Below are 24,032 nucleotides of genomic sequence, written 5' to 3'. Positions count from 1 at the left end.
CTTCTTTAGTTTTTGGTAATATCCTAAATGGTGTGTTATTACCTATTTGTTCTCTTTTTAATATATGTAATACATAATCTCGTGTATCTTTATGAGTATGAAATTCTTGAATATCATTTTTTAATAGCGTGTATTAAAAGAGGAATTAAAGTTGTAGGTGCTAAAAAATCTTCTGTACTTGTGTCTAAAACGTTATTATCTGGATTAATTTTTAGTATTCTTTCAAATTTTTTATAATCATCAAAAAGACTTTTGTTATTTTTACTCATGTAATTGTTTTATGTAATTCTTAATTTTTATATAATTCCTTTTTATATATATATATGATGTGAATGACAATTGTTTAGATATAGTCTGTTTTTTATTTTTTTATTATTTTTTTTGAAGCAGGCTCATGAGAATTATTTTACTTCGTTGTGGGAGTGAATTTTTAATATTATTTTTTAAAATTAGTTTTAGGAGTAAATAGTATTGTGTTATACTATTTATCTCCTTTCTTTTTCTATATTTTTGCTACTTTGAATGTTGTTTTTCCTAAAAAATTCTCATATACTTGACCTAATTTCAAGGGGAAGTACACTAAACTCATAGGGACTATTCGGATAATATAAATTAGAAGATTTGTCGTGGAACGGCCATATAACTATACTCCTAATCTTTTGAGATTCATATTACTTTATAGTTTAGTTATTACATGTAAATTATTGTTTACTTATTTTTCATCTTATTATATTAATTTACTCTATTTTACAGCCTACTAACGATAAACTAGTATTCCTTATCTTATATTTCCTAGTTCACCTCTTTTATCAGTTAACTACTTATTTTTCCCTAACAAACGAAACCAGCATTCTTTAAAAAAATAATAACAAGCACTCCAGTAACTGCCATTATACATGCTATATCATCACGTGTTAAATGTTTTCTTCGTTTTTTCATGATTTCCTCTCTGTTTCATTTGCTAATCCAAGTTTTATTTTTGCATCTCTTATTTTGTCAAAGTAACCATTATATCTTATTTCATTGTATGTGTATTCTGCTTCCTGGTCTACTAGTGATTGTATTGTATTGATTATTGCTTGTTTTAATTCTTTTGTTGTATTATGTGTATATTCTGTTGTTTGTATTAATTCGTCAAGTGTTTTTATTTCATCTAATATTTTATTATATTGTTTTTCTATTTTTGTTTCCAAAATAATGAAAATATAAAATAACCATGTTTCTTTCTTATTTTAGCTTAAATAAATAAAAATATACATAACTATTAAAAAAAATAACATTGTAAATGTTATTTATAAGTTTAATCTACTTTAAATAACTAAATTCATCTAAAAAGATTTATAATATAAGTAATAGAGATAGCATTAGAGGTTATATTATGGTAGTGAATTCTAAAAGACAAAATGAATTAAAACCACTGGGAGTATTGTTACAAAATGATAGAGAACATTTTTCAGTACGATTATTAAGTAGGGCAGGAAATTTCACAGCTGAAGATATAATAAACATAGCCCATTTATCTAAAAAGTATGGTCAAGGATATGTTGGAGAAACCACAAGACTTCAAATAGAAATTCCATGGATAAAAGATGAGGATGTTGAAGAATTTCTAAAAGAAGCAGAAACTTTAGGATTAAAGCATGGTGGAACTGGCCCTAAGGTAAGACCACTTGTATCATGTAAAGGAACAATTTGTATTCATGGGAATATTGATACACAATCAATAACAAGAAAATTAGAAGATAAATATTTTGGTATGAAAACTCCACATAAATGTAAAATAGGTGTAAATGGCTGTGTAAATAACTGTGCTAAGGCAACCATGAGTGATATTGGAATAACTGGTATAACAGAACCACAAATTAATAGAAATAAATGTGTAGGGTGTGGTTTATGTGTAGATGTATGTAAACCTAAAGCACTTGAAATTATCAATAAGAAAGTAGTTCAAAATAAGACATTATGTGTAAGTTGTGGTGATTGTGTAAGAACATGTAAATTTGAAGCTATAACTACTAAAGAAAAAGGTGCTGAAATATTTATTGGAGGAATGCTTGGTAGAAATATAAAAAATGGAATATCACTTGGAATATTTAAAGAAGAAGAAATATTATCTGTTGTTGATTCTATTATAAAATATTATATGGAATTTGGGAAAGATAATGAACGTATATCCTATGTTATGGATAGAATTGGGGAAAATAAAGTTATTAATACTATTTTAAAAGATATAACTAAAAACTCATGATTTAAAAAAACAATATCCAACAATAAAATGGATAATATATTATTATCCAATTATATCTTCTTTAATTTTATTAAATTCAACATCACTAATTACTGGTTTCATATTACTAAGTGATATTTTCTTATTAGTATTAGCAAATACCATTCCATTACTTCGTTTAGTTAATATTGGTTTATCTAATTTATATACTCTAAGTAGCCATACTTTAGCTTTATTACCATCTAAATAACTACTTACATGATCTCGTGTCCATATATGATATTTATTTAATGAACCTATCCTATTTGCTGATTTTTCAATAATTTCTTCTACTTTTGCATAGTATTTAACTTCATATTTTTTATCAACAGATTTTGGAAGAGTATTTTCTTTAACAAAATCAATATCCTCATTTTTAAAACTATCCAAGTAGTTATCTTTATTAGCATAACTTACTGTTGGATATAATAAGAATTCATTTAATGTTGTAGAGTACTTTCTAATAAGAATTGATTGTTTTCCACATCCTAATGCTTCAATAGTAGCATTCCACTCATTTAGACATTTAGTTATTTCAGTCATTGTAAATAAACCTCCAAAGTCATTAGTTATATTCTTTGTAAAATAACATTTATTATAATTTCTATAAAATAAAAAAAGGTATTCTTTTTTCTATTTAATAAAAAACTAATGATTTATTATTAACTAATGATTTAATATATATTATCTTAAACTTGTTGTCTAAAGTAGTTTTTTAGATAATCATCATACTATCTAATATATAGTATGAAATTTAGATAATAATATTATTTAAAATATAGGTAGTTGAATAAATATGAAAAAAGTAAAAATTACAGTTATGCGTAAGGCATGTTATGAGGATTTAATTTCAAAATATGAAAATCCCATAGAACATGCATGTGATGTAGAAGAAGGAGAAGTATACATAGCTAATGGATGGAATAGGCCAGAAAATTTCTGTGAAAGTGCATGGAGTACTATTTCACCCTTTGTTCTAGCCCTATCCTGTGGTGGTGAGGATATTTATGATGGATGGATGAAAAATAAGAAATCAGCTATGATTTCATGTAACGATGGTTTTAGACCAGTTAGTTTTCTTATTGAAGCAATAGATAAATAGATATACAAACCAATTTACTTTTATTATAATGATAATATTTCCTCTGATTTTCTTATTATTTTTATAGGATATTTATCATGATATGCTTTATTATTTCCCTGACCCCATGTTACAACTGCCACATCAATTCCAACATTTTTTGCTGTTTCTATATCTACCATTCTATCACCTATATAGACTATTTCATCTTTTTTATAAGTTTCATTATTTAAAATACCATTTATTAGACAAGGATTAGGTTTACGACATCCATCCATTTTTTGTCCTATAACATACTTAAAATTTATTGTGGAAAAAAACTTTCCTGTAAGATCATCCAGCAGGTTCTGTATTCTATTTGAACATATTGCTACTTCAGAATCAGATTTATCTAATTTTTCAAGCATTGAATTAATTCCAGGATACGGAAGAGTATGTATCTTATTACATTTGTCATATATTTCCCTGTATGTTTTTAGAACTTCCTTATCTTTTGCCATGTTTTCAATAAAATTATCAAAATCCACACAATCCTTATTAACACTTTCTCCATATTTTCCATGTATTTTTAAGGATTCATTATATGCTATTACTGAATCATCTAATGTATTAACTAGTGTTCCATCAAAGTCAAAGATAAAAAATTTTTTCATTTTAAAAAGTACTCCTAATTATTTTTTTTATATATAAAATAAAAGTTAGATTATATATCTAATGTTCTACTTTTTCTAGTATCTTGTTCTATTGTTATATATGGTTCTAATTGTTCTAATTCAAACTCTTTTAAATTTAGTTTTTGGCCTAGATCATTAAGAGAAGTTACAATATATCCATCTTGACGTAGTTGAATTAATTTTTTTGCAAGTATCATATTTATTCCAGGAAGTTTTGATAATTCATTTACACCTGCAGTATTTATATTAACTAATGAGAATGACTCGGTTGGAATTGATTTAGTTGGTTGAGTTTCTTTTCTATTTCTACTATTATCCAAATCAACACTTTGATAATCAAATATATTTTGATTATTATTTATTTCAGGATATACATTCACTACTTTTATTGAATCTAAATCTTTAACATCAAAAGACATTGATACCTCCTGAAGCGGATTTTCTCTACTTACTGATATAAAATCATAGTCTTTATCCACCAATTCCCCATTTTTATCATATATTTCAAAAAAAACATTTATATCTAATTCTTTACAATCTTTTGTAAAAACATTACCATCTATTATGAAGAAATTTCCTTGTCTTGTCTTGGTTTTTTTTATTTTAAAATCATGTAACGTTACCCCACTTCTCTTTTCCCTTTCAGAATTTATTTTCACTGCCACATATTTGGATTTTTTTAATTGAGTTTTTAGTTTTGATGGTTTTTGAAAATTTTTAGAGTTTCCCATTACATTTAATATCTGTTCTTGTTTTGCTAGTGATTTAATTACTTTTTCATCCAACTGTTTATATGTTTTAGATAAATCATCTGTTCTTTTGTAAAGTTCAGTAATCTCTTTAGAAACACCAAATAAATCATTCTTATCAATAATATTATTTATTAATGTAATATTATTTGTTATAGTTGCAACATACTCTTTTAAAGTATTGTCTAATTGTTTTAGATATTCATCATCCATATTATCACCACCGATACTTTGAATATTGTAGGTTTATTTTATTGACTTGTTTATATCTATTTTAAATATTTTTTTTTAAATTCTTTTGGATTTTTTTCTGTTGTATTGTTGTTTTATTTTCTTTTGAATGATTTAAAGTAAGATTTTGTGTCTTTTCCATTTTTTCATATGTTGTATTAAACTTGAATAATTTAATTTAAAATTTGGTTTATCTTCTATTATATCTATTTTTTTGATTTATTTGAATTATGGAAATTTCCTTTGTTCTACTTACTTTAGTTTCATATGATTTTTTAACAATAGGTATTGGGAATTTTTCATTATATTTTAATCTATTGATTGATTCCTTATTTTTAGTAGGTTTTTCAGGTTTTTTTTAGAAGTTATAAAATACAAACGAAAAAATTAATATAATACTACTATTTTTATAAAAAATCATTTACTAATCAACCTTCTATTTAATTAAAGTATAATAAAATTATTTATATTATACTTTTTATAAAATCTATTAATAATAATTAATCTTATTTTTGAGGTTATCACCATGGAATCAAATAAGGAAAATAAAATTCATAATACACACCAAATACTTAAAATTAATGATGATATGGTAAATGAATTCAATAGTCTAAATAAAAAAATACAGGAAGTTTATAAAAAAGTATCTGATAAACAAAACCAATCAGAACATATCCACAATCTTGAGTTAAGTATTGAAAAATTAGAAGATATGTATAATAATCTTAATACAATAGTAGATTCTATACTAGATAAACAAGATGAAATTATCGAAACATTAGAAAATATATCTACAGATATCAATATTCCTACTGGTAAAACTAAAGAAGATGTACTAGAAAATATGGGTTTAGAATATATTTATAGTCTTGATAGAAAACGTGAAATATTAAGTAGTTATATTGAATTAAAAAATAACTATGAAAAAGAAGGAATTGATCTATCAAATGTTTCTGTAGCAGAATTGGATTCTAATCAAGAAAGTATTACTGTATGTGGTGAGATAAGAAACTCTTCAAAAAAGATAGATCTTACTATAACTGTTGTCTTTTATGCTAAAGATGGAAGTATTTTATCTACAGACTATGATTATATAAATGATTGTAATGATTTTGAAACATTTAATATATATACAAATATGAATGATATAAATAATATAGGTAAAATTCTAATTTATCTAAAGAAAAGGTGAGGAATATTTTTGAATAAAAATATTAGATGTAGTTGGTGTAATATAGATAATCCATTATACATAGATTATCATGATAATGAATGGGGTGTTCCTAATTTTAATGATGAATATCTCTTTGAGATGTTAATACTCGAAATATTTCAAGCAGGACTATCATGGGAGACTATTCTTAATAAAAGAGAAGATTTTAGATATGCATTTGATGATTTTTCTGCAGAAAAGATTTCTTGTTACGATGAAGATAAGATTCAAACATTAATGGCAAATAAAAAAATTATTAGAAATGAACTAAAAATTAGATCATCTATTGTTAATGCAAGTGTATTTATTGATATTAGTCATGAATTTAATGGTTTTTATAATTATATTAAAACATTTACTAATAATAAGATTATATATGAAAATAATAAGACAAAATCTAGTTTATCTGAGTCTATTTCTAAAAATCTTAAAAAAAGAGGTATGAAATTTGTTGGACCTACTATTATTTATTCATTTCTACAAGCCATAGGTGTTATATATTCACATGAAGATGAATGTTTTCTATATAAAAAAAATAGTTGAAAAAGAGTTTTTTTTACTCTGATTTTGTTGGTATTACTACAATTGGTACAGTAGAACATCTAATTATTCTTTCTGTTACACTTCCAATAAGGAATCTATCAACAAAGTTTTTTCCACTATTTGCTATTACAACAACATCAATATCTTTCTTTTCTATAGCTTTTATTATGATGTTTGCAGGATTTCCTTCTACTATTAATTTTTCTGTTTTTATTGTTTTATCAGGAGAGGTTTCTTTAATAATTCCATTTATTTGATCTACTACACGTTGTGTTACTACTTCCCCTTGTTTTTCATAGTCTGCTAGTTCTTTATCTTCTAGAGCATTTTCTGGAAGGCTTGTTAAACTTCTATGATCCACCACATACAATATGACTATTTCTGCTTCTTCATCAATTGCTAATGTAGTTGCATGTTTTATTGCTTTTTCAGAATTTTTTGAACCATCCACTGGTAATAATATTTTATTGTACATTTTTCATCTCCATCCTTATTTATTAGTTATTTATTAATATGTTATGTTTTAATTTAAATATTTTCTATCTAATAAAAAAAATAACTAATATTTACGTATACCAAAATTTATATTTATTTTAAATTACATACTACATATAAAGAAAAAAATAAATATGAAAGGAAGCATTTATTTGACAATAACAGAAATAACAGGATATATAGTTCTAGTTTTATTAGTTTATTCAGTATACATAATTCCCAAAGCAATAGGAGAATATCAGGGCGTTTTTAAAGAACCTGCTGATCCTTTTTTTGGGAAAATGAAAGAGGATTGTAAGTGGACACATGGAATGACTTTTAAATCAATGATTATTGGATTTATTGGTGGATTACTTGTTATGCTTATTATTCAAGAACAAGTACAAAGGTATTTTGGAATACCAGCTTCTGCTTTTGTTATATTCATAATTTTAATTCCTATAACAATATATGCTCTTAAAAAATCCAAAAAAAATAAAATTATAGCTAAAAATAGAAATATTGAAGAAGAAAAAATATCATCCTAACAACATAACCTCTACATAACTTTTTTTATATCTAAATTATCCATATTGAAGCTATCTTCTAATTATTATATATTAATAATTATAAATATATTATTATAGAAAAATTTTTTTAAAGGATACTGATAAAATTAGAAAAATAGATAAAAAAATGTTAGAACAATGTAGTAAAAATATAGAAAAACTAAGAAATAAATGTCCATTAACACATTGTATTACAAATTATGTAACAATTAATGACTGTGCTAATGTTGTACTTGCTATTGGTGGATCACCAACTATGGCAAATGAAGCTCCTGAGATTGAAGAATTTGTTGAAGCTGCAGGTGTTACTATCATTAATATGGGTACTTTACTTGAAGATCAAATAGAACCAATGCAAATTGCAGCTTGTCATACAAAAAAGACAAACACACCCCTTGTTCTTGATCCAGTTGCTGTAGGTGTTTCTAAATTAAGAAATGATATTACTATTGATTTGATTAATAAATCATCAGTTGATGTTATTCGTGGAAATATGTCTGAAATAAAAGCTATTGCTAATCTTTTTAATATTACAGATGAAAAATCTGTAGCTAAGGGAGTAGATGTTTCAAGTGATGATATTATTACAAAAGATAATATTAAATCAAATGCTTCTTTAGTAAAAGCTGTTGCAGATAAACTTAATACAACAATTGCAGTTTCTGGTGCAATAGATATTATTTCAGATGGAGTAAGTATCTATCTTATTGATAATGGTGAAGAAGTCATGTCTAAAATTACAGGTAGTGGTTGTATGCTTACCTGTGTTATCGGATCCTTTTGTGCTATTACAAGTCCACTAGAAGCAGCAATTATTGGAAGTTTATCCATGGCTATTTCTGGAGAATTAGCAAGAAGAAAAATGGAAATAAATAATGAAGGTTCAGGTTCTTTTAGAACATATCTGATTGATATGATGTATAATATGAATGATGAAACTATTATGAAATATGGAAAGTTATATAAATTGGAGTGATATTTATGATAACAGCAGATTTTGCAATATTACCAGTTGGAACAGATGGTACTGAATTAAAAAAATTTGTAACAGCAGCAGTACAAGTCATTAAAGATTCTAATCTTAATTACCAATTAACTGGTATGGGTACACAGATTGAAGCTAATAGTTATGAAGAATTATATCCAGTATTAGCTAAAGCACAAGAAGCAGTTTTTGAAGCAGGTATTGGTAGAGTTTATTCTGTTATTAAAATTGATGATAGAAGAGATTTAGAAAATCGTACACTTGATGCTAAGGTTGATACTGTAAATAAATTACTTGAATAAGTAATTTACCTTTAATTTTTTAGTAAGATATTATAAAGACAATTTCATTTTCAAAATACCAAATAAAAGAAAATTAATTAAAAATATGAATAAGCCTACTTTTTAAATAAATTAATGAAATTCATTGAATATATTATGAAACTTTCAATATAATGAAAATAGAACTAAAAACAATACCTTTAAATTATTTTAATAACATTTAACTAATTTAAATATTGTATAAATTATATATACTATATATTATAAACGTATAAAATAGTATATGATGCTGATTTAAACGTTATTTTTTTAAAATAAATCATATAAAAAAAATCAAGATTTTTTATATCTTTTTTTTAAAATAAATGGGAGATTAAAATGGATACTAAAAAATTAAGTATTTTAGTTATACTTTTAATAGTTTTAGTAGGAGTTTGTGGAGTATTCTTCTTTACAATGAATGATAATAGTCCTAAATTAAATTTTACAACCCCTACAGGTTATAAAGTAATAAATTCCACAGATAAAACAATTAAAATATCTGATTCTAAAACTATAATCAAAGTTGATAGACTTAAAACAAATGAAACAGTTAAAGATTTAGTTGATGATTTTAACAAAAAACATGCAAATAATTACACTATAGAAAATTATTCATCAAATTATAATAATATTTCTATTGAAGGTGTTATAGTTTCAAATGCAACTGATAACGACACCGATGATGATATGAACACTGTTGATAATAATACAAGTAATGCTTATCATTTCTGGTATAGTAAAGATAACAACACATATCACATATTTGTTAAAGGTAAAATGAATGAAACATTTAAAGAATCTACAATAGAATCAATAGTTAATTCTACTAAAATCTTAAACTAAAAAAAATAGTGTTTTAATTAATAAGAAAAAAAGAATTTATATTTTTTTTATTAACTATACACTCAATTTTTATACTTTTTCTAAAAAAAATAAAATAGCTCTTTTTAATAATAATTCTAAAAGAAATTAATCTAAAAAAAATAAGAAAAACTAACAATTAATGTTAATTTTTTAGTAATCTTCAACTTTTGCTGGAATTTTTGTTAGTATCAATGGAACAATAAACAATGCCATCAATAACAACAATTGTACTGTGTTTGTAAATGTATCATTTGTTATTAATGACTCAGAAATACCTTTAATCCATATTATGAATATAATTATTGGAATAATGTATTTCATCCATATTTTCCATTTAGGTCCTATTTTTAGGAAGGTTGCATTCTTATTTATTCCAGGTAGAATTTTATCAATTCCATAAATCCATGTAATTAATATAAGTTCAATAATTACATTTAACACCACACCAAATTGATTTATGAATGTGTCAAATACTCCTACTAAACTACTTCCCAAGGAAGTTGTAAATAGTAATGATATTATAAATCCTACAACACAACATATTGTCACTGCTTTTTTTCTTTCAAAACCAAATTTATCTCTAAGTGATAAGATAATAGGTTCCATTATTGAAATATTTGATGTTATACCTGCAAATAATAATGCTATAAAGAATAAAGGCCCAATAATATAACCTATAAATCCCATTACATTAAATATTTGAGGGAATGCTACAAATGCTAATGTAGTTCCTTGTGTTACAAGTTCATTAATAGGAATTCCATGTGTTGTACTCATAAAACCAAGTATTCCAAAAATTCCTATTGCTGTAAATACTTCAAATGAACTATTTGCTAAAGCTATAAGTAGTACATTTTTAGGAATATTAACATCATCTGGAAGATATGCAGTATATGCAACAACAATACACATACCTATACTAAGTGAAAATAAAATTTGACTTAGTGCTGCAATCCATATGTCTGAATTAGTAATTGCTGATAAATCTGGTGTTAGGAGAGTTAATACACCAAAACCTGATCCTGGTAATGTAAGAGCAAATGCCACTATAATTATCATTATAATAAATAATGAGGGTGTTAATATTTTATTAAATTTACCTATTCCCTTATTTATATCATGATGTGAAATATACCATAATATAATCCATACAATTGTAAGTGCAATAAGAACATATATTGCTATATGAAACAATCCACTTACATCTGTTGTTGATTCTAGTATTACTGTATTCAGAAAATTATCTGGATTTGAACCCCAACCTTTAAAAAAGCTTAATGGAACATACAATAGATTCCATGCTACTACACATACATAGTATGTTAAAATAAAAAAGGTTGATGTTTGAATAAACCATCCTATATATTCATATTTTGTATTAATTTTACGAAGAATTTTACTCATACCTGACTTGAATTTATATCCAGTACCATATTCAATAAATAGTAATGGAATTCCAAGACATATTATTGAAATAATATATGGAAGTATAAATGCTCCTCCACCATTGGTATATGCAACATATGGATAACGCCATATATTTCCTAATCCGACAGCAGACCCAATCATGGCAAGTATAAAGCTTATATTACTTTCCCATCTAGGAGAAAAACTTTTTTGAGACATGTAGTCACCTCTTTAATAATAATTAAAATATCTTAAATTTTAATCTACTAAATTATTTAATTTAATACAATAAATTTAATAAAAAGCGTTATATTAAAAAAAACCCTGATTTTTTAAATAAAAAGAATTAATTTAATTTTTTGTCCTGTTTTATTAAATATAATAAGATAAAATTTTTTTGATATTAGTTAATTATATATATGATAATATTAATAAAATTTTAGAAAAAATAAACACTTGTTTTAAAAAAAGAGGATATATGTAAATTATACATATATATTTCTTTGTCCACAGCTTGGACAGTAACTTAATCTTGAGTCGTATCTAGCTCCACAACCCTTATATTTACATGTTTTAATGTAACCTATATTCTTATCTACACCAGCTTCCTCATATGTTACTTTGTTACTAGCAGATTTTGCTGTAGGTGTTGCTTTTTTTGTAGTAGATGTTGCTTTTGTTGTTGTATTTGTTGAAGAGTTATTTTGTGTTTCATTAAGTTGTTTTTGTACATCTTGTAGTGATTTATTCAGTTCTTGATTCTGTTTTTGCATATTATCATATACTATGTATCCTCCAAAGGCTACACAACATAATATTACTGCTATTACAACTGCAAGAATGGTTTTCATTCCTGATCTCATATAATCTCCTATTAATATTTAAAAATTGATGTTTTATTAGAAAAATGATTAATAAAACTATATAGTATTATGTATTTAGTATTATATTAATTTTTCATATTTATTTTTCAATTTTTCTACATTTAAAACTTTTTTTTTACTAGAAAAAAAATAATTCAAAAATATATAAAAATAAATTTAATTGATATATATGTATTTTTAGAATTTTAAGAAATAAATATATATTATATAATAAAACAAATTTCCTCTAAATTATTCTACCAAATACTTTATAATAATTAAAATAATAAGGAATTTATTAAATTAGAATATATGTTTATAAAGAGAAATTATTAATATAAGCTACGACATACATTAATATACAAAAATTAAATATCAACAATGTTTTTCTAAATAATTATTATTATTTATAGAATATACCTATATTGTTGTTAAGTTTGAAAAAAATCAAACTAATAAAATATTTGGGGTTAATTTTATGAATACAGAAAATGAAAAAATAAAAACTAAAATAGATGCAGAAATAGTAAATTCTAACACGAAAATGTATACTGTTTCAGTAAAAGTTACTGAAGCCCAAACAAATGCACCTGTTTTAAAAGGAAAAGTTATAGTTACCTCAAAGAAAGGAAAAATTGTTGGTAGTGGAAAAATTTCAAAAGATGGAACAGCAACAATAACCTCATCAATATCACGAAAAGACTATATATTAACAGTACACTATGAAGGCACAAAAAAATATGATGAGTCTAAAACTAAAATAGATTTCCAATCAGAATATCTCTTCTATAAAACAAGCTTTTATCTATGGACTGCAATTATAGGTGCAATTATAATAATGTTATATATTATTATGCTAAATTCATACATTGTAACAACAACACCAACATCAATACTTGGAATATTTACAAGACAATTCCTACCATACCTATCCTTAGAGCCAGTAACATCACTTATACTTGTGAATACAGATTTTATTCAAATTCTAATAAATGTACTTGTATGGGTTTTAATAATATCATTTATTGTTGCAAGTGTATATGCAACCCAATTCAATCCAAATCTACACAACATAATAAGGAAAAATGTAACAAATCATAGCTTGTTTCATAACTTCTTTATTTATATTGTTGAAATCATAATGTTTATAACCATATTTGCTGTTATACTAGAATATGTAGTATAACAACATATTTCTTTTTTTAAAAAATAGTTAACTTTTTATTAAATATAATCAATAGAATAATTAATAAGAGGTGATTTTATTAATCAACAAATGATATCAGTAATTACTATTGTTATTATTGCCATTCTAGGTAGTGTTTTTGGAGTAAATATCCTATCAGACCATGATAATAATATAATTAGTAACAATAATACAACCAATATACATATTGTTGAAAATGGACAATATTGTACTGTTGATGAAGTGGCAGCTTATATAAAAGAATATCATAAACTTCCAAGTAATTATATAACTAAAAAAGAAGCACAAAAACTTGGATGGAATGGTGGTCCATTAAAAGAATATGCACCTGGAAAGAGTATTGGTGGAGATGTTTTTACAAATAGGCAGAAAATACTTCCAACTAGTACATCAAAATATATAGAATGTGATATTGATGCAAATGGTACCACACGTGGTTCCAAGAGAATAGTATATTCTACTGAAAATTATAAAGTCTACTACACTACAGATCACTATAAAACATTTAATGAAATATAGAAAAATTTGGTGAAAAATATTGAATATTGTAATATTAGATGGTAAAAAAATTAAACTTAAAACACATGACTATTTAATTAAAAAATTAGATTTACCAGATTATTATGGAAGAAATCTTGATGCTTTATATGATTGTCTTACAAGTATTGGTGTAAAAACAGAGATTCATCTAATAAATAGTAATGAAATATCTAAGGATTTATATGACACATTCTATGATGCAGCATGTGAAAGTAATTATTTAACATTTAGTAGTGATTAAATGAAGTATATAGATATAAATGGTAAATTAATAAGAAAAGATCCAATATATTATATACAAGATCTATTTAATTTTCCAGAATATGATGGTGATATAGATAGATTATATGAATTTCTTATAAAAATAGAGGAAGAAACCACGATACATATAATAAATACAGGATGTATGACACCACTTTTATTTGAAGTACTAAAAAAAGTATCAGATAAATCTAAATATATAAGTGTAGAGGTAGATTAAAAAAAATCCCCTTATCTTATATTATTTTTTTAAATAAAAAATTATTTTCTATTTATATTTAAAACAAGTATTTCAAAAGAATTACTTAAACATATATGTACTGCAAAGAAACCTATTCCATATGTTACAGATAAATATGATGTTCTTATATTATTTTCTTCTACTTCTTGACTAAAAAAGTCCATGATTATATTTAAATAATAATCTAGTAAATAATGTTTCAGGAATAAATTGACACTCATGTGTATGACCAGATAATTCCATATCCATATCAATAGATGAGAATTCTTTCCAATACCTTAAAACATGATAGATTAAAATGTTGTTATATTTTGAATATTCATGAGAATAATTAGAAATAATCATTTTAGCATAATACTAACAATATTAACTAACAACCATCACATGAAATTCACTAGTAACATAACTAACCACCAATAACACAAACCTAATATTTACCAATATAACATAAAGCTCCCATTTTAAGTACATTTTAACTAAGTATATCATAAACTAATGTATATTGAAAGTATTTGTTTATGTCTTAGAATTCCTATAATTCTTTTTTTTAATCCTCTTTATTATTATACTCTTTTTTGAAATATAATATTTCTAATTGGTAGAAGTAGTAGAAAAAGTAGAACATATAAATAAGGTAGATGTAAATTAATGTTTATTCCAATGTGCAACAATTAATTTTTTAACTAATTTTATCATTTCTAATTTTTTTACCATCTTTTAATCTAATACTACATGATGAATTAATTATGAATCACTTGTATAATAATACTATTTTTAAGAGAGATACTTGGATAATATACCTGTTTTTACTAAAATCTATTTAAATATCTCCTTTTAATTGTTATTTAAGTATATATTACTCGAAATACTTTAATATAACTTCATTTTCAAAGCTAAAGTATTTATAACAATAGTTATAAAAATAAAAATCAAGATGTGATAATATGAGTATAGGAAAAGATTGGGATGAAGAATATATAAATAACTTAAAAGAATTCGATAAACACATAAAAGAATCAACAGTTACACTAAACTATGAATTTATAACAGAACATTACTTTGAAATGTATGAAGTAGCATTAAATGCTGGTACTATCATGCCATACAGATTCAATACCATAGGACTTGCATATAAAGGACATGACCATGATAGACCAACAAAATTCAATAATTTTGACCCAAAAGTTAAAGAAAGACTAGAAAAAACATATGCAAAAAGAACAGAATTACAATATAAATATGCAGATCCTAACTCAAATCAAAAGGAAAGATATGAAGAATTTCTTGACAAAGAAATATATGATTTTATTGAAGAATTCCCACAATTTAAAGACATAATAATTCAAGAATAATACCTTGAATATCACCACCAACCTTTTTTATAAGAAAATAAAAAAAAAACTTTTTTTATTGAGTGATTAGATGACTATTGATAAAAATATTCAAAACATACTTCAAAAAGAAGAAAATAAAATGTTAAACTATCTTGAATGGTATAATACACTTCCAGGAGATTTTAGTGGAAAAATTAGAATCGATAGACACTATGCCAAATCTACAAAAAATGAGTTATTAAATAGTACAGATGCCTATCCAACAAAATTAGTATATATGTTAGATATTAATCCTTTAGAATATAATAAAAAATATCCTGGGGCTGTCATGTATGAAACCTATAAAATGAAAGCATACAGCATACTATATATGAATCAAGACAAGAAAAAAGGATGGTATGATGAAGATATGGGATTTGCTATTGGTTTAGAACTAATTTTTAAAGAATTTGTAGATAAAAATATACAATGGTCCAAACTCATTAAATACTAAAAAAAATAGGAGAAAATTAATAATGTTTAAGACCTTCACTAAAGGCATCTAAAACTTCATTAATTAATTCCTTATTTATAATAACATCGATCCATTTAGGTGGAATAGATTTATAACCATAGTATAAAGCAGCAATCCCACCAGTTATAGCAGCATTTGTGTCAGTGTCTTCTCCAAAATTCACAGCACACAACACAGCATCACTATAATCACTACTATGATAACATGCATAGAATGCAATTTGTAATGCATTTACAACATATCCAGTACTATCTAAATTTTCTCCTGAATCAAAGAATAGATCATCGTATAAAGATTTAAATTCTGGATATTCTTTTAGTGGATACTGTTTTTTAGCCCTTTCAATTGCTTTTTTAATTAAAGTTTTAAGATTATTAGCTTCCCTATTTTCAATAATAGCTTGTACTAGGAAATTATATATATTACAACAAGCTTTACTAGTTTTATGTGCATGTGTTAATGATGAAACATTATTTATTAATTCAATAGCACTTTTTTCATCGATTGATTTTCTATTTATATATAATAATAATGGCATTATTCTCATTAAAGAACCATTACCATTTTCATATTCCTCAACTCCACCACAATCTAATGGATTTACACCCATTGTATAATTATAGATTGCTTCTTCTGTAGTTTGTCCAACATCAAAAACTTCATTCTCTGGAGTATACATGTTTTGATATAACCATTTACTAAATCTAGACATTATATCATCATAATCTATACCATATACTAAACTATCAGCTAATGCTAATGTTAAAGAACTATCATCAGACCAAGTGCCCTCTGGTTTATCATAAGTACCATGACCTCTCATTCCAGTTACAGGTGTTTTTTGTAGTGTAGATCTAGGTTTAAATTCATATGGAACACCAAGAGCATCCCCTACAATAACACCATATATAGCAGCATAAACATCATCTAAGGTTAACTTACTATTTACTAGATTATAAAAGTTAGTTGCAGCTTCTTTTGGAAGGTCACTTTTCATAATTGCTGAAACTATTGCTACACCATCAAAGCCATATTTATCTATTATTTCTCTAGTATTATGTTCTTTTACACCACCTATTGCTACGTGGGGTATTTTTATTGTTTTTTTAATTTTATTTAGATCCTCTTCTGAAATAACACTACAATCTGTTTTTGTTGGAGTTTTTTCTATAGCACCTATACCTAAATAGTCTGCTCCATCTTCTTGTGCTTGGAGTGCATCCCCATAGTTTTCAGCACTGATTCCAATAATTTTATCTGGTCCTATAATTTTTCTTGCTATTTTACAAGGCATATCATCTTGACCTAGATGAACTCCTGCAGAATCTACTGCAAGAGCTATGTCTATTCTATCATTAATAATTAATGGAACATTATATTTATCAGTTAATTTCTTAACTTTCTGTGCAAGATTTAAAAAATCTCTTGTACTACTATTTTTTTCTCTTATTTGAACAATAGTAGTGTTTCCTTTTAGAGCTTCCTCTATAATATTTAAAAATTCTGATTCAGTAAAATCAAATTGATCAGTTACTAAATAGACACTATAATCAATATCCATTTTCAATTACCTACATTTTATTTAATTTTGATTGAGAAAGTATTGTGCTTTTATTTAATTTTGATAATTCATCTATAAGATATATTCCAAATGAACCTGTTCCTTTGTTATTATCTCTTGCTGTTTTTGCAGCTAATTCTCCAGCTATACCCATTACAAGTGTACCTGTAATTGCTGCTTCTAATGGATTTGTTACTGCAAGATATGCTCCAAGTACACATCCTAACATACATCCACTACCTGTTATTCTAGACATCATAGCATCACCATTTTCTATTGTGTATACATCATGTCCATCAGATATTATATCAATTGGTCCAGATACTGCTATTGTAGTATTTAATTTTTCTGAAATATTCTTAATAAGATTACAATTAGAAATTAATGTATCTTTGTTTATAATATCACATTGAGCTACATCAACACCTTTTGCCATTGTACATTCATCTAATATATCATACATCATTGCTATTGCTTTGATTTCTGAAAGATTTCCTCTAATAATAGATGGTTTTGAATTTGTAATAATATCGATTGGTGTTTGATTTCTAATGTTACTAATACCTACACCTACAGGATCTAGTATGAATGGCTTATTATTTTCAATAGCAAATTTTGCTGATTTCTTCATTGTTTCTATTTGTTCTTTAGTTAATGTTCCAATATTTATTACAAGTGAATTAGAAATACCAACAATTTCTTCTGCTTCTTCTGGAGCATTTGCCATTATTGGTGATGCTCCTACTGCTAAAACAGCATTAGCACAATCTTTAACAGTAACTACATTTGTAATACAATGTGTTAATGGACTTTTTTCTCTTAATATTTCTACAACTTGTGCTATATTTTCTAATGTATATTCACTCATAATTTAATTCTCCAAAAATTTTTATTACTAATTATATTTTTGATTCTAATGATTAATATAATGTCTAATTCAAAAAAATAAAATAAAAAAAAGTCTAAAAAAGAATTAACGTTTAAAAATATATTTACTTACAATAGGTTCTATATAAGCATATAATTTCTCTGTTAATGGTAATGATACGAGTATATACACATATACCCCTAGTATTAATGAAATTAAATTAGATATTCCACTAAATGCTAATAACTGATTTGATAAATCAGGATGAAGAGTTATAAGAGATGATACTGCTGCTACATTCATACTTGTACTTCCTACTCCACATGCTAGAGCATATGCATATGGATGTAGTGGAATTAAATATGAAAAACTTGCAATTATACTTATAAAAATTGTTCCAAGTATTATTCCAATAAGATATACTATCATAAATCCCTTAACTTCATCTGAAGAAAGACCATATTTATCTATTATAACTGCCATTTGTGGCTCTCTACATATGGAACTTGTCATTCCAATAGATTCACGTTTAAAACCAAGTAACAATGCTACAGGTAATGCTATAAATATTGATCCTATATCACCTAATTCTTCAAGAAATATGGCTATTCCTGTTTTTACTAATAAATCAATATTTTGTCCACTTGTTATTGCTAATTTTGCAATTAATGGTCCAATAATAATTAACATTATTTTTCCACAAGTTTTTGATTGTTTTTTAGTAATCCATGTAACATGTTTTTCTAAATATAAAATTGTAACTAGTATTAATGAAAATATTAAAGGTAGAATTATAATTTTAAATCCTGAAGTTATTGTTATAGTAACTGTTCCAATAGCTTGAGATATTAAAACACAAATTAGTACTGTGATGTGTAGTTTATAATCAAGAAGTTCCCTTGATGATTCTATAATCTTTTTATTAAACATGTTAATTATTACCTTTGTATAGTATAATAATAGTTTATAGAATAATACTTTAATATTTTTACTAGTAACTATAATTTTATATAAATATTTTAAAAAAAAAGTTTTTTAGAAAGGAGTTTAAATCATTCCAGTATACATTAAAACTCCTTGTGCAATTAATGCAGAACCCATATATGTTCCTAATATTACAAAAAAGGTAACAATAATACCCTTTAGACCTACTTTTTTAAATTCTCCTAAGTCTTTTCCCATAGCTATTCCAGCATATGCTAGAAGTATTGTTGTTAATGATACAATATTTACCTTTGATGTATAGTATATAATAGTACTTGATATTGGTGACCATGGAAGTGCCACTATTAAACCTATAATACTTATGTAAATAATAGCAGGTATGTTATATGAAATATGATGTTCTATTATTAGTCCTAGTAAGGTTATAGCACATAAAATAAACATACCATATAAGGATTCTTGAAATGGATAATGATAACCTATATAGTTACCTATAGCAGACATGAAAGAAAAGATAATTAAAATAAGTATCCATTCCATCACCACTTCTTTAGATAAAATCTTTGACACTTTTAAATCAATCCTTTATTTTTTTATTTTCTTTTTTAAATAAAATTCGACTAATCACTGGTTCAAGTTTACGATATAACCATTCTGTTAATGGAATAGCTACTAATATATAAACATACATACCTGTAACCATTGAAAGCAGATTTGCCATTCCACTAAATGCTTCTAGTTGAACTGTTGCTGAAGGGAAAATAGCACACAACGATGCTACTGCTGCTGCATTCATACTTGCACTACCAATACCACATGCCATTCCATAAGCATATGGGTGTAATGGAATAACATGTGCCAATACACTTGCTAGTAAACTAATAAATGGTGTTCCTAAAACAGTACCTATAAGAAATACTGTGAAAAATCCTTTTGTTTCTGGTGAATTAAATCCAAAGGTATCTATAACAACAGCCATCTGTGGCTCTCTACATATAGAACTTGTCATTCCAATAGATTCACGTTTAAAACCAAGTAACAATGCTACAGGTAATGCTGCAAATATTGTTCCCAAGTTTCCTATCTCTTGTAAAAGAATTGCAGGTCCAGCATTAAAAATAATCTGAATATTTTGTCCACTTGCAATTGCTAGTTTAGCTAGTAATGGACCAATTAAGAGCATCATAATTGTACTAGCTTTATTTGATTGTTTATCTGTAATCCATTTAACAGGTTTTGCTAAATAGAGTGCAATTGCTAAAACCAATGAATATAATAATGGCATGAATACTATTGTAATTCCATAGAGATTTACTGTTAGCATGCCAATATATTCAGCTATCACTATACATACTAAAATAGTCAGATGTAATTTATAATCCTTTCGGGCTTCAGTCAACTCTTGATAATTATCAGAGTTTTTTTCATTGACCATAATACATCCCCCAAAAATTATATATATTTTTTTTAAATCCCCTACATTATTATAATAAATCATATATAATTAATGGTTTTTTAAAGTTGAAATTAATTATTATTATATAATGTAATACTAATATATAAACATTCAATAATTAAAAATTAAAATTATCTAAATAATTTATATTTTTTATATTAATTTACTATAAATTAATTATTTTTTTCTATTTAAAAATAAAAAAAGTTCATAATTAACTTAGATTTATAAGACAAATGAATAAATTACCAAAAAAGTGAACATTATTTTAGAAAAATAAAGTTATTATATGGACTTAATTTTTATTTAATCTTAATATTTACATTATTTTTATAAATAAGATAATGATTTTAAATAGTTAATTGTAAAAATGAAGAAAACATATTTATTTTATAAAAAAAACCCCATTTAACCATTTTAATAAAAAACTTAAAAAATACACCTTAAGGTTTTTTTTCTTAAAATAAGAACATATTTTTCTTTTTTTGAGCAAAACACATATATTTAATCAACATGAAGTGAATAAAGCCCATACATGTGTTCCTAAAAAGTGATTTGGAAAATATTTTAGTTCCTAAAAAGTGTTTATTAATATGAAATTTAGTTCATATATAGTGAATAAATATCAAATTAAGTTCCCAAAATAAGAACTATTTATTCACTAAATAATAACATGAAAAAATAGAAAAAAAAGAAAAAAAATTAATTTGTAATAGGTTTTTTAATAGTAATATTATCTTTAGATTTGTGAGCATAATCAGAAAAATCTCTATCATACAATGATGCTGCCAACATTACAACTGCACATGAACCTATATTATGTACTAATGCTCCACTTATAGGATCTAATAGTCCTAATACTGAACATACAATAGCAACTGCATTTATTATCATAGATATTGTTATACTTAGATGTATTGTAAATAAAGTTGCATTTGATAATTTTTTAAGATATGTTAAATTTTCAATATCATCACCTAGCAATGCAATATCTGCTGCATCAATAGCTATATCACTACCCATACCACCCATTGCAACACTAACATCTGCTGTTTTTAGTGCTGGAGCATCATTAATTCCATCACCAACCATACACACTGTTTTCTTATCACATTTTAATTGTTCAATTATTTCAACCTTGTTTTCAGGTAACAGTTCTGAATAGATATTTGTTATACCAACTTTACTTGCAAAGTAATTTGCAGCTTTATGATTATCTCCAGTTAATAATTCAACATCAGTATCTAAATCATTGATTAAAGTATTAACTACATATGGAGCAGTTTCACGTAACACATCAGATAACCCAATTATTCCAACTAATTCATTATCATATGATACTACAATAGATGCTTTTCCTTCATTTCTTAGTAAGTCTAATTTTTCAATAGATTCACTATTTATTGTAATATTATTTTCTTCCATGAATTTAATAGTACCAGATAGTATTTTTTTATTATTATATACTGCAGATACTCCTTTTCCTGGAATCATTTTAAATTCTTCAGGTTGAGTATAATTGATAGATTCATTTTTACTGTATTTTACTATGGCTTTACCTATAGGATGTTCTGATTTTACCTCTGAAATTGTTACATATTTTAATAATATTTTTTTACTAATATTTTCTTTCAATGGTATTATATCAGATACTTCTAGGTTACCATAGGTTAAAGTTCCTGTTTTATCAAATGCTATGGAGTTAACATTACCCATTTTCTCTAGAGCTTCACCTGATTTTATAAGAACACCATGTTTTGTAGCTTGACCAATTGCAGCCATAATAGCTGTTGGTGTAGCAAGTATCAGTGCACATGGACAGAATACTACTAGTATTGTTACTGCTCTTTCAATATTCCATGTTAGTATGTATGTAATAATAGCAATAGCTAATGCAACAGGTACTAACCATGTTGCCCATTTATCTGCAATTCTTTGTGTTGGTGCTTGTTTTTCATCAGCTTCCTTAACCATTCTAATTAATTTTTCTAGTGAAGAATCTTTACCTATTTTTGTTGAGATTATATCTATGGCACCATATAAGTTTAAAGTACCAGCATATACTTCATCATTAACTGTTTTATCTAGTGGTAGTGATTCACCAGTCATAACAGATTGATCTACAGATGTATCTCCACTGATTATAATTCCATCTACTGGAATTACTTCTCCTGGAAGTACTCGTAATTTATCTTCTTTTTTTATTTCCTGAACTTTTATTTCTTTTTCTACAATATCTCCATTTTCTTTAATTAGTAATCTACCAGTTTGTGGTTTTAGATTTATTAAATCTCTTAATCCTTGTTTTGATTTTCTTACAGTGTAGTCTTCAAGAAGAGCTCCTAATGCCATTATAAATACTACTTCACCTGCAGCAAATATTTCACCAATCATTAATGATGCAACCATTGCAATACATATTAATAATGCTGAAGATACCCAGTGTTCATAGACTAATCTACTTAAAGCTAGGTATAGAAGAGGAAGTCCACATATTACAATAGTTACCCATGCAGGATCTATTGGTAATGTTGTGTTTGTTATTAATAATATTAAACTTATTAATAGGAATATTCCTCCTACTATGGTCATTTTAAGACCTTCGAGAAAACCCATTAATTTCTCGAATTTATTCATAAGTATTACTCCTTTATATATTATTTATATTATAGTTAATACTTTTGTAATACTAGTATATAAATGAATTTACTAAAAAGTAATACTTTTGTATTACTCCATATTTATTATAAAAAAAAGATAAAAACCCATGAAGTTTTTGAGTTAAATATGAAAAAAATATTTCCTAAATATTATACATATTAATAAACAATAGAATTAATTTGAAAAACATATTTTTTTTACC

Annotated in this window: 30 protein-coding genes; 14 read left to right on the top strand and 16 right to left on the bottom strand. The window is 25.2% G+C overall.

What is annotated here, in order from left to right; translation table 11 throughout:
* Window positions 1-113: 113 nt before the first annotated feature.
* Together BZ132_RS03495 and BZ132_RS03490 are read right to left on the bottom strand one after the other, a co-directional pair.
* Complete coding sequence (locus BZ132_RS03495; RefSeq protein WP_011406303.1) at window positions 114-269, bottom strand: hypothetical protein; 156 nt, start codon at window positions 267-269, stop codon at window positions 114-116.
* Between the two features lie 666 nt (window positions 270-935).
* Complete coding sequence (locus BZ132_RS03490) at window positions 936-1,193, bottom strand: hypothetical protein (RefSeq protein WP_011406302.1); 258 nt, start codon at window positions 1,191-1,193, stop codon at window positions 936-938.
* Window positions 1,194-1,378: 185 nt separating this feature from the next.
* On the opposite strand from BZ132_RS03490, the gene BZ132_RS03485 reads away from it, so the two are divergent.
* Window positions 1,379-2,248, top strand: coding sequence for a 4Fe-4S binding protein (locus BZ132_RS03485; protein ID WP_011406301.1), 870 nt, complete (start codon window positions 1,379-1,381; stop codon window positions 2,246-2,248).
* 42 nt (window positions 2,249-2,290) lie between these two features.
* Here BZ132_RS03485 and BZ132_RS03480 read toward each other — a convergent pair whose 3' ends face one another.
* A complete protein-coding gene (locus tag BZ132_RS03480) occupies window positions 2,291-2,809 on the bottom strand; it encodes a DUF1802 family protein (protein WP_011406300.1) in 519 nt (172 codons plus the stop codon).
* 253 nt (window positions 2,810-3,062) lie between these two features.
* Here BZ132_RS03480 and BZ132_RS03475 point away from each other — a divergent pair, with 253 nt between their 5' ends.
* Window positions 3,063-3,368: a TIGR04076 family protein gene (locus BZ132_RS03475; protein WP_112149462.1), complete on the top strand. Its 306-nt coding sequence runs from the start codon at window positions 3,063-3,065 to the stop codon at window positions 3,366-3,368.
* A 23-nt stretch (window positions 3,369-3,391) separates the two neighbouring features.
* On the opposite strand, the gene BZ132_RS03470 is transcribed toward BZ132_RS03475, so the two are convergent.
* Window positions 3,392-4,000, bottom strand: a complete 609-nt coding sequence (locus BZ132_RS03470) for an HAD family hydrolase (RefSeq protein ID WP_011406298.1) — start codon at window positions 3,998-4,000, stop codon at window positions 3,392-3,394.
* A 50-nt stretch (window positions 4,001-4,050) separates the two neighbouring features.
* Complete coding sequence (locus BZ132_RS03465) at window positions 4,051-4,983, bottom strand: helix-hairpin-helix domain-containing protein (protein WP_011406297.1); 933 nt, start codon at window positions 4,981-4,983, stop codon at window positions 4,051-4,053.
* Window positions 4,984-5,527: 544 nt separating this feature from the next.
* Here BZ132_RS03465 and BZ132_RS03460 point away from each other — a divergent pair.
* Together BZ132_RS03460 and BZ132_RS03455 are read left to right on the top strand one after the other, a co-directional pair.
* Entirely contained in the window at window positions 5,528-6,193 is a 666-nt protein-coding gene (locus BZ132_RS03460; RefSeq protein WP_011406296.1) for a hypothetical protein, read from the top strand.
* A 9-nt stretch (window positions 6,194-6,202) separates the two neighbouring features.
* Window positions 6,203-6,757, top strand: coding sequence for a DNA-3-methyladenine glycosylase I (locus BZ132_RS03455; RefSeq protein ID WP_011406295.1), 555 nt, complete (start codon window positions 6,203-6,205; stop codon window positions 6,755-6,757).
* Between the two features lie 13 nt (window positions 6,758-6,770).
* Here the strand turns inward: BZ132_RS03455 and BZ132_RS03450 are convergent, their stop codons facing one another.
* Window positions 6,771-7,232 carry a universal stress protein gene (locus BZ132_RS03450; protein WP_011406294.1) on the bottom strand — a complete coding sequence of 154 codons (462 nt, stop codon included), beginning with the start codon at window positions 7,230-7,232 and terminating at the stop codon, window positions 6,771-6,773.
* A 172-nt stretch (window positions 7,233-7,404) separates the two neighbouring features.
* Between BZ132_RS03450 and BZ132_RS03445 the strand changes: the two genes are divergently transcribed.
* From BZ132_RS03445 to BZ132_RS03430, 4 genes are all read left to right on the top strand, one after another.
* The gene (locus tag BZ132_RS03445) at window positions 7,405-7,779 is read left to right on the top strand and encodes a hypothetical protein (RefSeq protein ID WP_011406293.1); all 375 of its coding nucleotides are present in this window, start codon (window positions 7,405-7,407) and stop codon (window positions 7,777-7,779) included.
* A 148-nt stretch (window positions 7,780-7,927) separates the two neighbouring features.
* Window positions 7,928-8,776, top strand: coding sequence for a hydroxyethylthiazole kinase (thiM, locus tag BZ132_RS03440; protein ID WP_286940505.1), 849 nt, complete (start codon window positions 7,928-7,930; stop codon window positions 8,774-8,776).
* Window positions 8,777-8,781: 5 nt separating this feature from the next.
* Window positions 8,782-9,087 carry an MTH1187 family thiamine-binding protein gene (locus tag BZ132_RS03435; protein WP_011406291.1) on the top strand — a complete coding sequence of 102 codons (306 nt, stop codon included), beginning with the start codon at window positions 8,782-8,784 and terminating at the stop codon, window positions 9,085-9,087.
* A 357-nt stretch (window positions 9,088-9,444) separates the two neighbouring features.
* Entirely contained in the window at window positions 9,445-9,951 is a 507-nt protein-coding gene (locus tag BZ132_RS03430) for a hypothetical protein (RefSeq protein ID WP_011406290.1), read from the top strand.
* 171 nt (window positions 9,952-10,122) lie between these two features.
* Here BZ132_RS03430 and BZ132_RS03425 read toward each other — a convergent pair whose 3' ends face one another.
* Together BZ132_RS03425 and BZ132_RS03420 are read right to left on the bottom strand one after the other, a co-directional pair.
* Window positions 10,123-11,598 carry a sodium-dependent transporter gene (locus tag BZ132_RS03425; RefSeq protein ID WP_286940504.1) on the bottom strand — a complete coding sequence of 492 codons (1,476 nt, stop codon included), beginning with the start codon at window positions 11,596-11,598 and terminating at the stop codon, window positions 10,123-10,125.
* Window positions 11,599-11,864: 266 nt separating this feature from the next.
* A complete protein-coding gene (locus BZ132_RS03420) occupies window positions 11,865-12,242 on the bottom strand; it encodes a hypothetical protein (RefSeq protein WP_048059719.1) in 378 nt (125 codons plus the stop codon).
* A 478-nt stretch (window positions 12,243-12,720) separates the two neighbouring features.
* Here BZ132_RS03420 and BZ132_RS03415 point away from each other — a divergent pair, with 478 nt between their 5' ends.
* From BZ132_RS03415 to BZ132_RS03400, 4 genes are all read left to right on the top strand, one after another.
* The gene (locus tag BZ132_RS03415; RefSeq protein ID WP_011406287.1) at window positions 12,721-13,428 is read left to right on the top strand and encodes a hypothetical protein; all 708 of its coding nucleotides are present in this window, start codon (window positions 12,721-12,723) and stop codon (window positions 13,426-13,428) included.
* A gap of 90 nt (window positions 13,429-13,518) precedes the next feature.
* Window positions 13,519-13,968 (top strand): ribonuclease domain-containing protein, encoded by a 450-nt coding sequence (locus BZ132_RS03410; protein ID WP_011406286.1) that lies wholly within the window; start codon window positions 13,519-13,521, stop codon window positions 13,966-13,968.
* Window positions 13,969-13,987: 19 nt separating this feature from the next.
* Window positions 13,988-14,230 carry a barstar family protein gene (locus BZ132_RS03405; protein WP_011406285.1) on the top strand — a complete coding sequence of 81 codons (243 nt, stop codon included), beginning with the start codon at window positions 13,988-13,990 and terminating at the stop codon, window positions 14,228-14,230.
* A complete protein-coding gene (locus BZ132_RS03400) occupies window positions 14,231-14,470 on the top strand; it encodes a hypothetical protein (protein ID WP_011406284.1) in 240 nt (79 codons plus the stop codon).
* 41 nt (window positions 14,471-14,511) lie between these two features.
* Here BZ132_RS03400 and BZ132_RS03395 read toward each other — a convergent pair whose 3' ends face one another.
* Together BZ132_RS03395 and BZ132_RS03390 are read right to left on the bottom strand one after the other, a co-directional pair.
* Window positions 14,512-14,655 (bottom strand): hypothetical protein, encoded by a 144-nt coding sequence (locus BZ132_RS03395; protein ID WP_286940503.1) that lies wholly within the window; start codon window positions 14,653-14,655, stop codon window positions 14,512-14,514.
* Window positions 14,642-14,836 carry a hypothetical protein gene (locus BZ132_RS03390; RefSeq protein WP_286940502.1) on the bottom strand — a complete coding sequence of 65 codons (195 nt, stop codon included), beginning with the start codon at window positions 14,834-14,836 and terminating at the stop codon, window positions 14,642-14,644. The genes BZ132_RS03395 and BZ132_RS03390 overlap by 14 nt, the downstream gene beginning before the upstream one ends.
* A 599-nt stretch (window positions 14,837-15,435) precedes the next feature.
* Here BZ132_RS03390 and BZ132_RS03385 point away from each other — a divergent pair.
* Window positions 15,436-15,843 carry a hypothetical protein gene (locus BZ132_RS03385; RefSeq protein WP_011406283.1) on the top strand — a complete coding sequence of 136 codons (408 nt, stop codon included), beginning with the start codon at window positions 15,436-15,438 and terminating at the stop codon, window positions 15,841-15,843.
* Window positions 15,844-15,913: 70 nt separating this feature from the next.
* Window positions 15,914-16,318, top strand: coding sequence for a hypothetical protein (locus BZ132_RS03380; RefSeq protein WP_286940501.1), 405 nt, complete (start codon window positions 15,914-15,916; stop codon window positions 16,316-16,318).
* A gap of 16 nt (window positions 16,319-16,334) precedes the next feature.
* Here the strand turns inward: BZ132_RS03380 and thiE are convergent, their stop codons facing one another.
* The 6 genes from thiE to BZ132_RS03350 all read right to left on the bottom strand — a co-directional run bounded on the left by thiE (window position 16,335) and on the right by BZ132_RS03350 (window position 23,806).
* Entirely contained in the window at window positions 16,335-17,900 is a 1,566-nt protein-coding gene (gene thiE, locus BZ132_RS03375; RefSeq protein ID WP_011406281.1) for a thiamine phosphate synthase, read from the bottom strand.
* Between the two features lie 10 nt (window positions 17,901-17,910).
* Entirely contained in the window at window positions 17,911-18,768 is an 858-nt protein-coding gene (gene thiM / locus BZ132_RS03370; protein ID WP_011406280.1) for a hydroxyethylthiazole kinase, read from the bottom strand.
* 105 nt (window positions 18,769-18,873) lie between these two features.
* Window positions 18,874-19,698, bottom strand: a complete 825-nt coding sequence (locus BZ132_RS03365) for a DUF3100 domain-containing protein (RefSeq protein ID WP_112149455.1) — start codon at window positions 19,696-19,698, stop codon at window positions 18,874-18,876.
* Between the two features lie 117 nt (window positions 19,699-19,815).
* Window positions 19,816-20,283, bottom strand: coding sequence for a hypothetical protein (locus BZ132_RS03360; RefSeq protein WP_011406278.1), 468 nt, complete (start codon window positions 20,281-20,283; stop codon window positions 19,816-19,818).
* Between the two features lie 7 nt (window positions 20,284-20,290).
* Window positions 20,291-21,148, bottom strand: a complete 858-nt coding sequence (locus tag BZ132_RS03355) for a DUF3100 domain-containing protein (protein ID WP_011406277.1) — start codon at window positions 21,146-21,148, stop codon at window positions 20,291-20,293.
* Window positions 21,149-21,871: 723 nt separating this feature from the next.
* A complete protein-coding gene (locus tag BZ132_RS03350; protein WP_286940499.1) occupies window positions 21,872-23,806 on the bottom strand; it encodes a cation-translocating P-type ATPase in 1,935 nt (644 codons plus the stop codon).
* Window positions 23,807-24,032 lie beyond the last annotated feature (226 nt).

Origin of the sequence: Methanosphaera sp. DEW79, from assembly GCF_003266085.1 — an archaeon.
GTDB lineage: Archaea > Methanobacteriota > Methanobacteria > Methanobacteriales > Methanobacteriaceae > Methanosphaera > Methanosphaera stadtmanae.
This window is presented reverse-complemented; position numbering and strand designations above follow the sequence as displayed.

Coding starts and splice junctions, on each gene's coding strand:
- BZ132_RS03425 (WP_286940504.1), bottom strand. CDS start 11,598: ATGTCTCAAAAAAGTTTTTCTCCTAGATGGGAAAGTAATATAAGCTTT.
- BZ132_RS03355 (WP_011406277.1), bottom strand. CDS start 21,148: ATGGTCAATGAAAAAAACTCTGATAATTATCAAGAGTTGACTGAAGCC.
- BZ132_RS03410 (WP_011406286.1), top strand. CDS start 13,519: ATGATATCAGTAATTACTATTGTTATTATTGCCATTCTAGGTAGTGTT.
- BZ132_RS03430 (WP_011406290.1), top strand. CDS start 9,445: ATGGATACTAAAAAATTAAGTATTTTAGTTATACTTTTAATAGTTTTA.
- BZ132_RS03400 (WP_011406284.1), top strand. CDS start 14,231: ATGAAGTATATAGATATAAATGGTAAATTAATAAGAAAAGATCCAATA.
- BZ132_RS03365 (WP_112149455.1), bottom strand. CDS start 19,698: ATGTTTAATAAAAAGATTATAGAATCATCAAGGGAACTTCTTGATTAT.
- BZ132_RS03420 (WP_048059719.1), bottom strand. CDS start 12,242: ATGAGATCAGGAATGAAAACCATTCTTGCAGTTGTAATAGCAGTAATA.
- BZ132_RS03350 (WP_286940499.1), bottom strand. CDS start 23,806: ATGAATAAATTCGAGAAATTAATGGGTTTTCTCGAAGGTCTTAAAATG.
- thiM (WP_286940505.1), top strand. CDS start 7,928: ATGTTAGAACAATGTAGTAAAAATATAGAAAAACTAAGAAATAAATGT.
- BZ132_RS03450 (WP_011406294.1), bottom strand. CDS start 7,232: ATGTACAATAAAATATTATTACCAGTGGATGGTTCAAAAAATTCTGAA.
- BZ132_RS03480 (WP_011406300.1), bottom strand. CDS start 2,809: ATGACTGAAATAACTAAATGTCTAAATGAGTGGAATGCTACTATTGAA.
- BZ132_RS03395 (WP_286940503.1), bottom strand. CDS start 14,655: ATGGACTTTTTTAGTCAAGAAGTAGAAGAAAATAATATAAGAACATCA.
- BZ132_RS03470 (WP_011406298.1), bottom strand. CDS start 4,000: ATGAAAAAATTTTTTATCTTTGACTTTGATGGAACACTAGTTAATACA.
- BZ132_RS03380 (WP_286940501.1), top strand. CDS start 15,914: ATGACTATTGATAAAAATATTCAAAACATACTTCAAAAAGAAGAAAAT.
- BZ132_RS03485 (WP_011406301.1), top strand. CDS start 1,379: ATGGTAGTGAATTCTAAAAGACAAAATGAATTAAAACCACTGGGAGTA.
- BZ132_RS03390 (WP_286940502.1), bottom strand. CDS start 14,836: ATGATTATTTCTAATTATTCTCATGAATATTCAAAATATAACAACATT.
- BZ132_RS03415 (WP_011406287.1), top strand. CDS start 12,721: ATGAATACAGAAAATGAAAAAATAAAAACTAAAATAGATGCAGAAATA.
- BZ132_RS03465 (WP_011406297.1), bottom strand. CDS start 4,983: ATGGATGATGAATATCTAAAACAATTAGACAATACTTTAAAAGAGTAT.
- BZ132_RS03435 (WP_011406291.1), top strand. CDS start 8,782: ATGATAACAGCAGATTTTGCAATATTACCAGTTGGAACAGATGGTACT.
- BZ132_RS03460 (WP_011406296.1), top strand. CDS start 5,528: ATGGAATCAAATAAGGAAAATAAAATTCATAATACACACCAAATACTT.
- BZ132_RS03475 (WP_112149462.1), top strand. CDS start 3,063: ATGAAAAAAGTAAAAATTACAGTTATGCGTAAGGCATGTTATGAGGAT.
- thiE (WP_011406281.1), bottom strand. CDS start 17,900: ATGGATATTGATTATAGTGTCTATTTAGTAACTGATCAATTTGATTTT.
- BZ132_RS03385 (WP_011406283.1), top strand. CDS start 15,436: ATGAGTATAGGAAAAGATTGGGATGAAGAATATATAAATAACTTAAAA.
- thiM (WP_011406280.1), bottom strand. CDS start 18,768: ATGAGTGAATATACATTAGAAAATATAGCACAAGTTGTAGAAATATTA.
- BZ132_RS03495 (WP_011406303.1), bottom strand. CDS start 269: ATGAGTAAAAATAACAAAAGTCTTTTTGATGATTATAAAAAATTTGAA.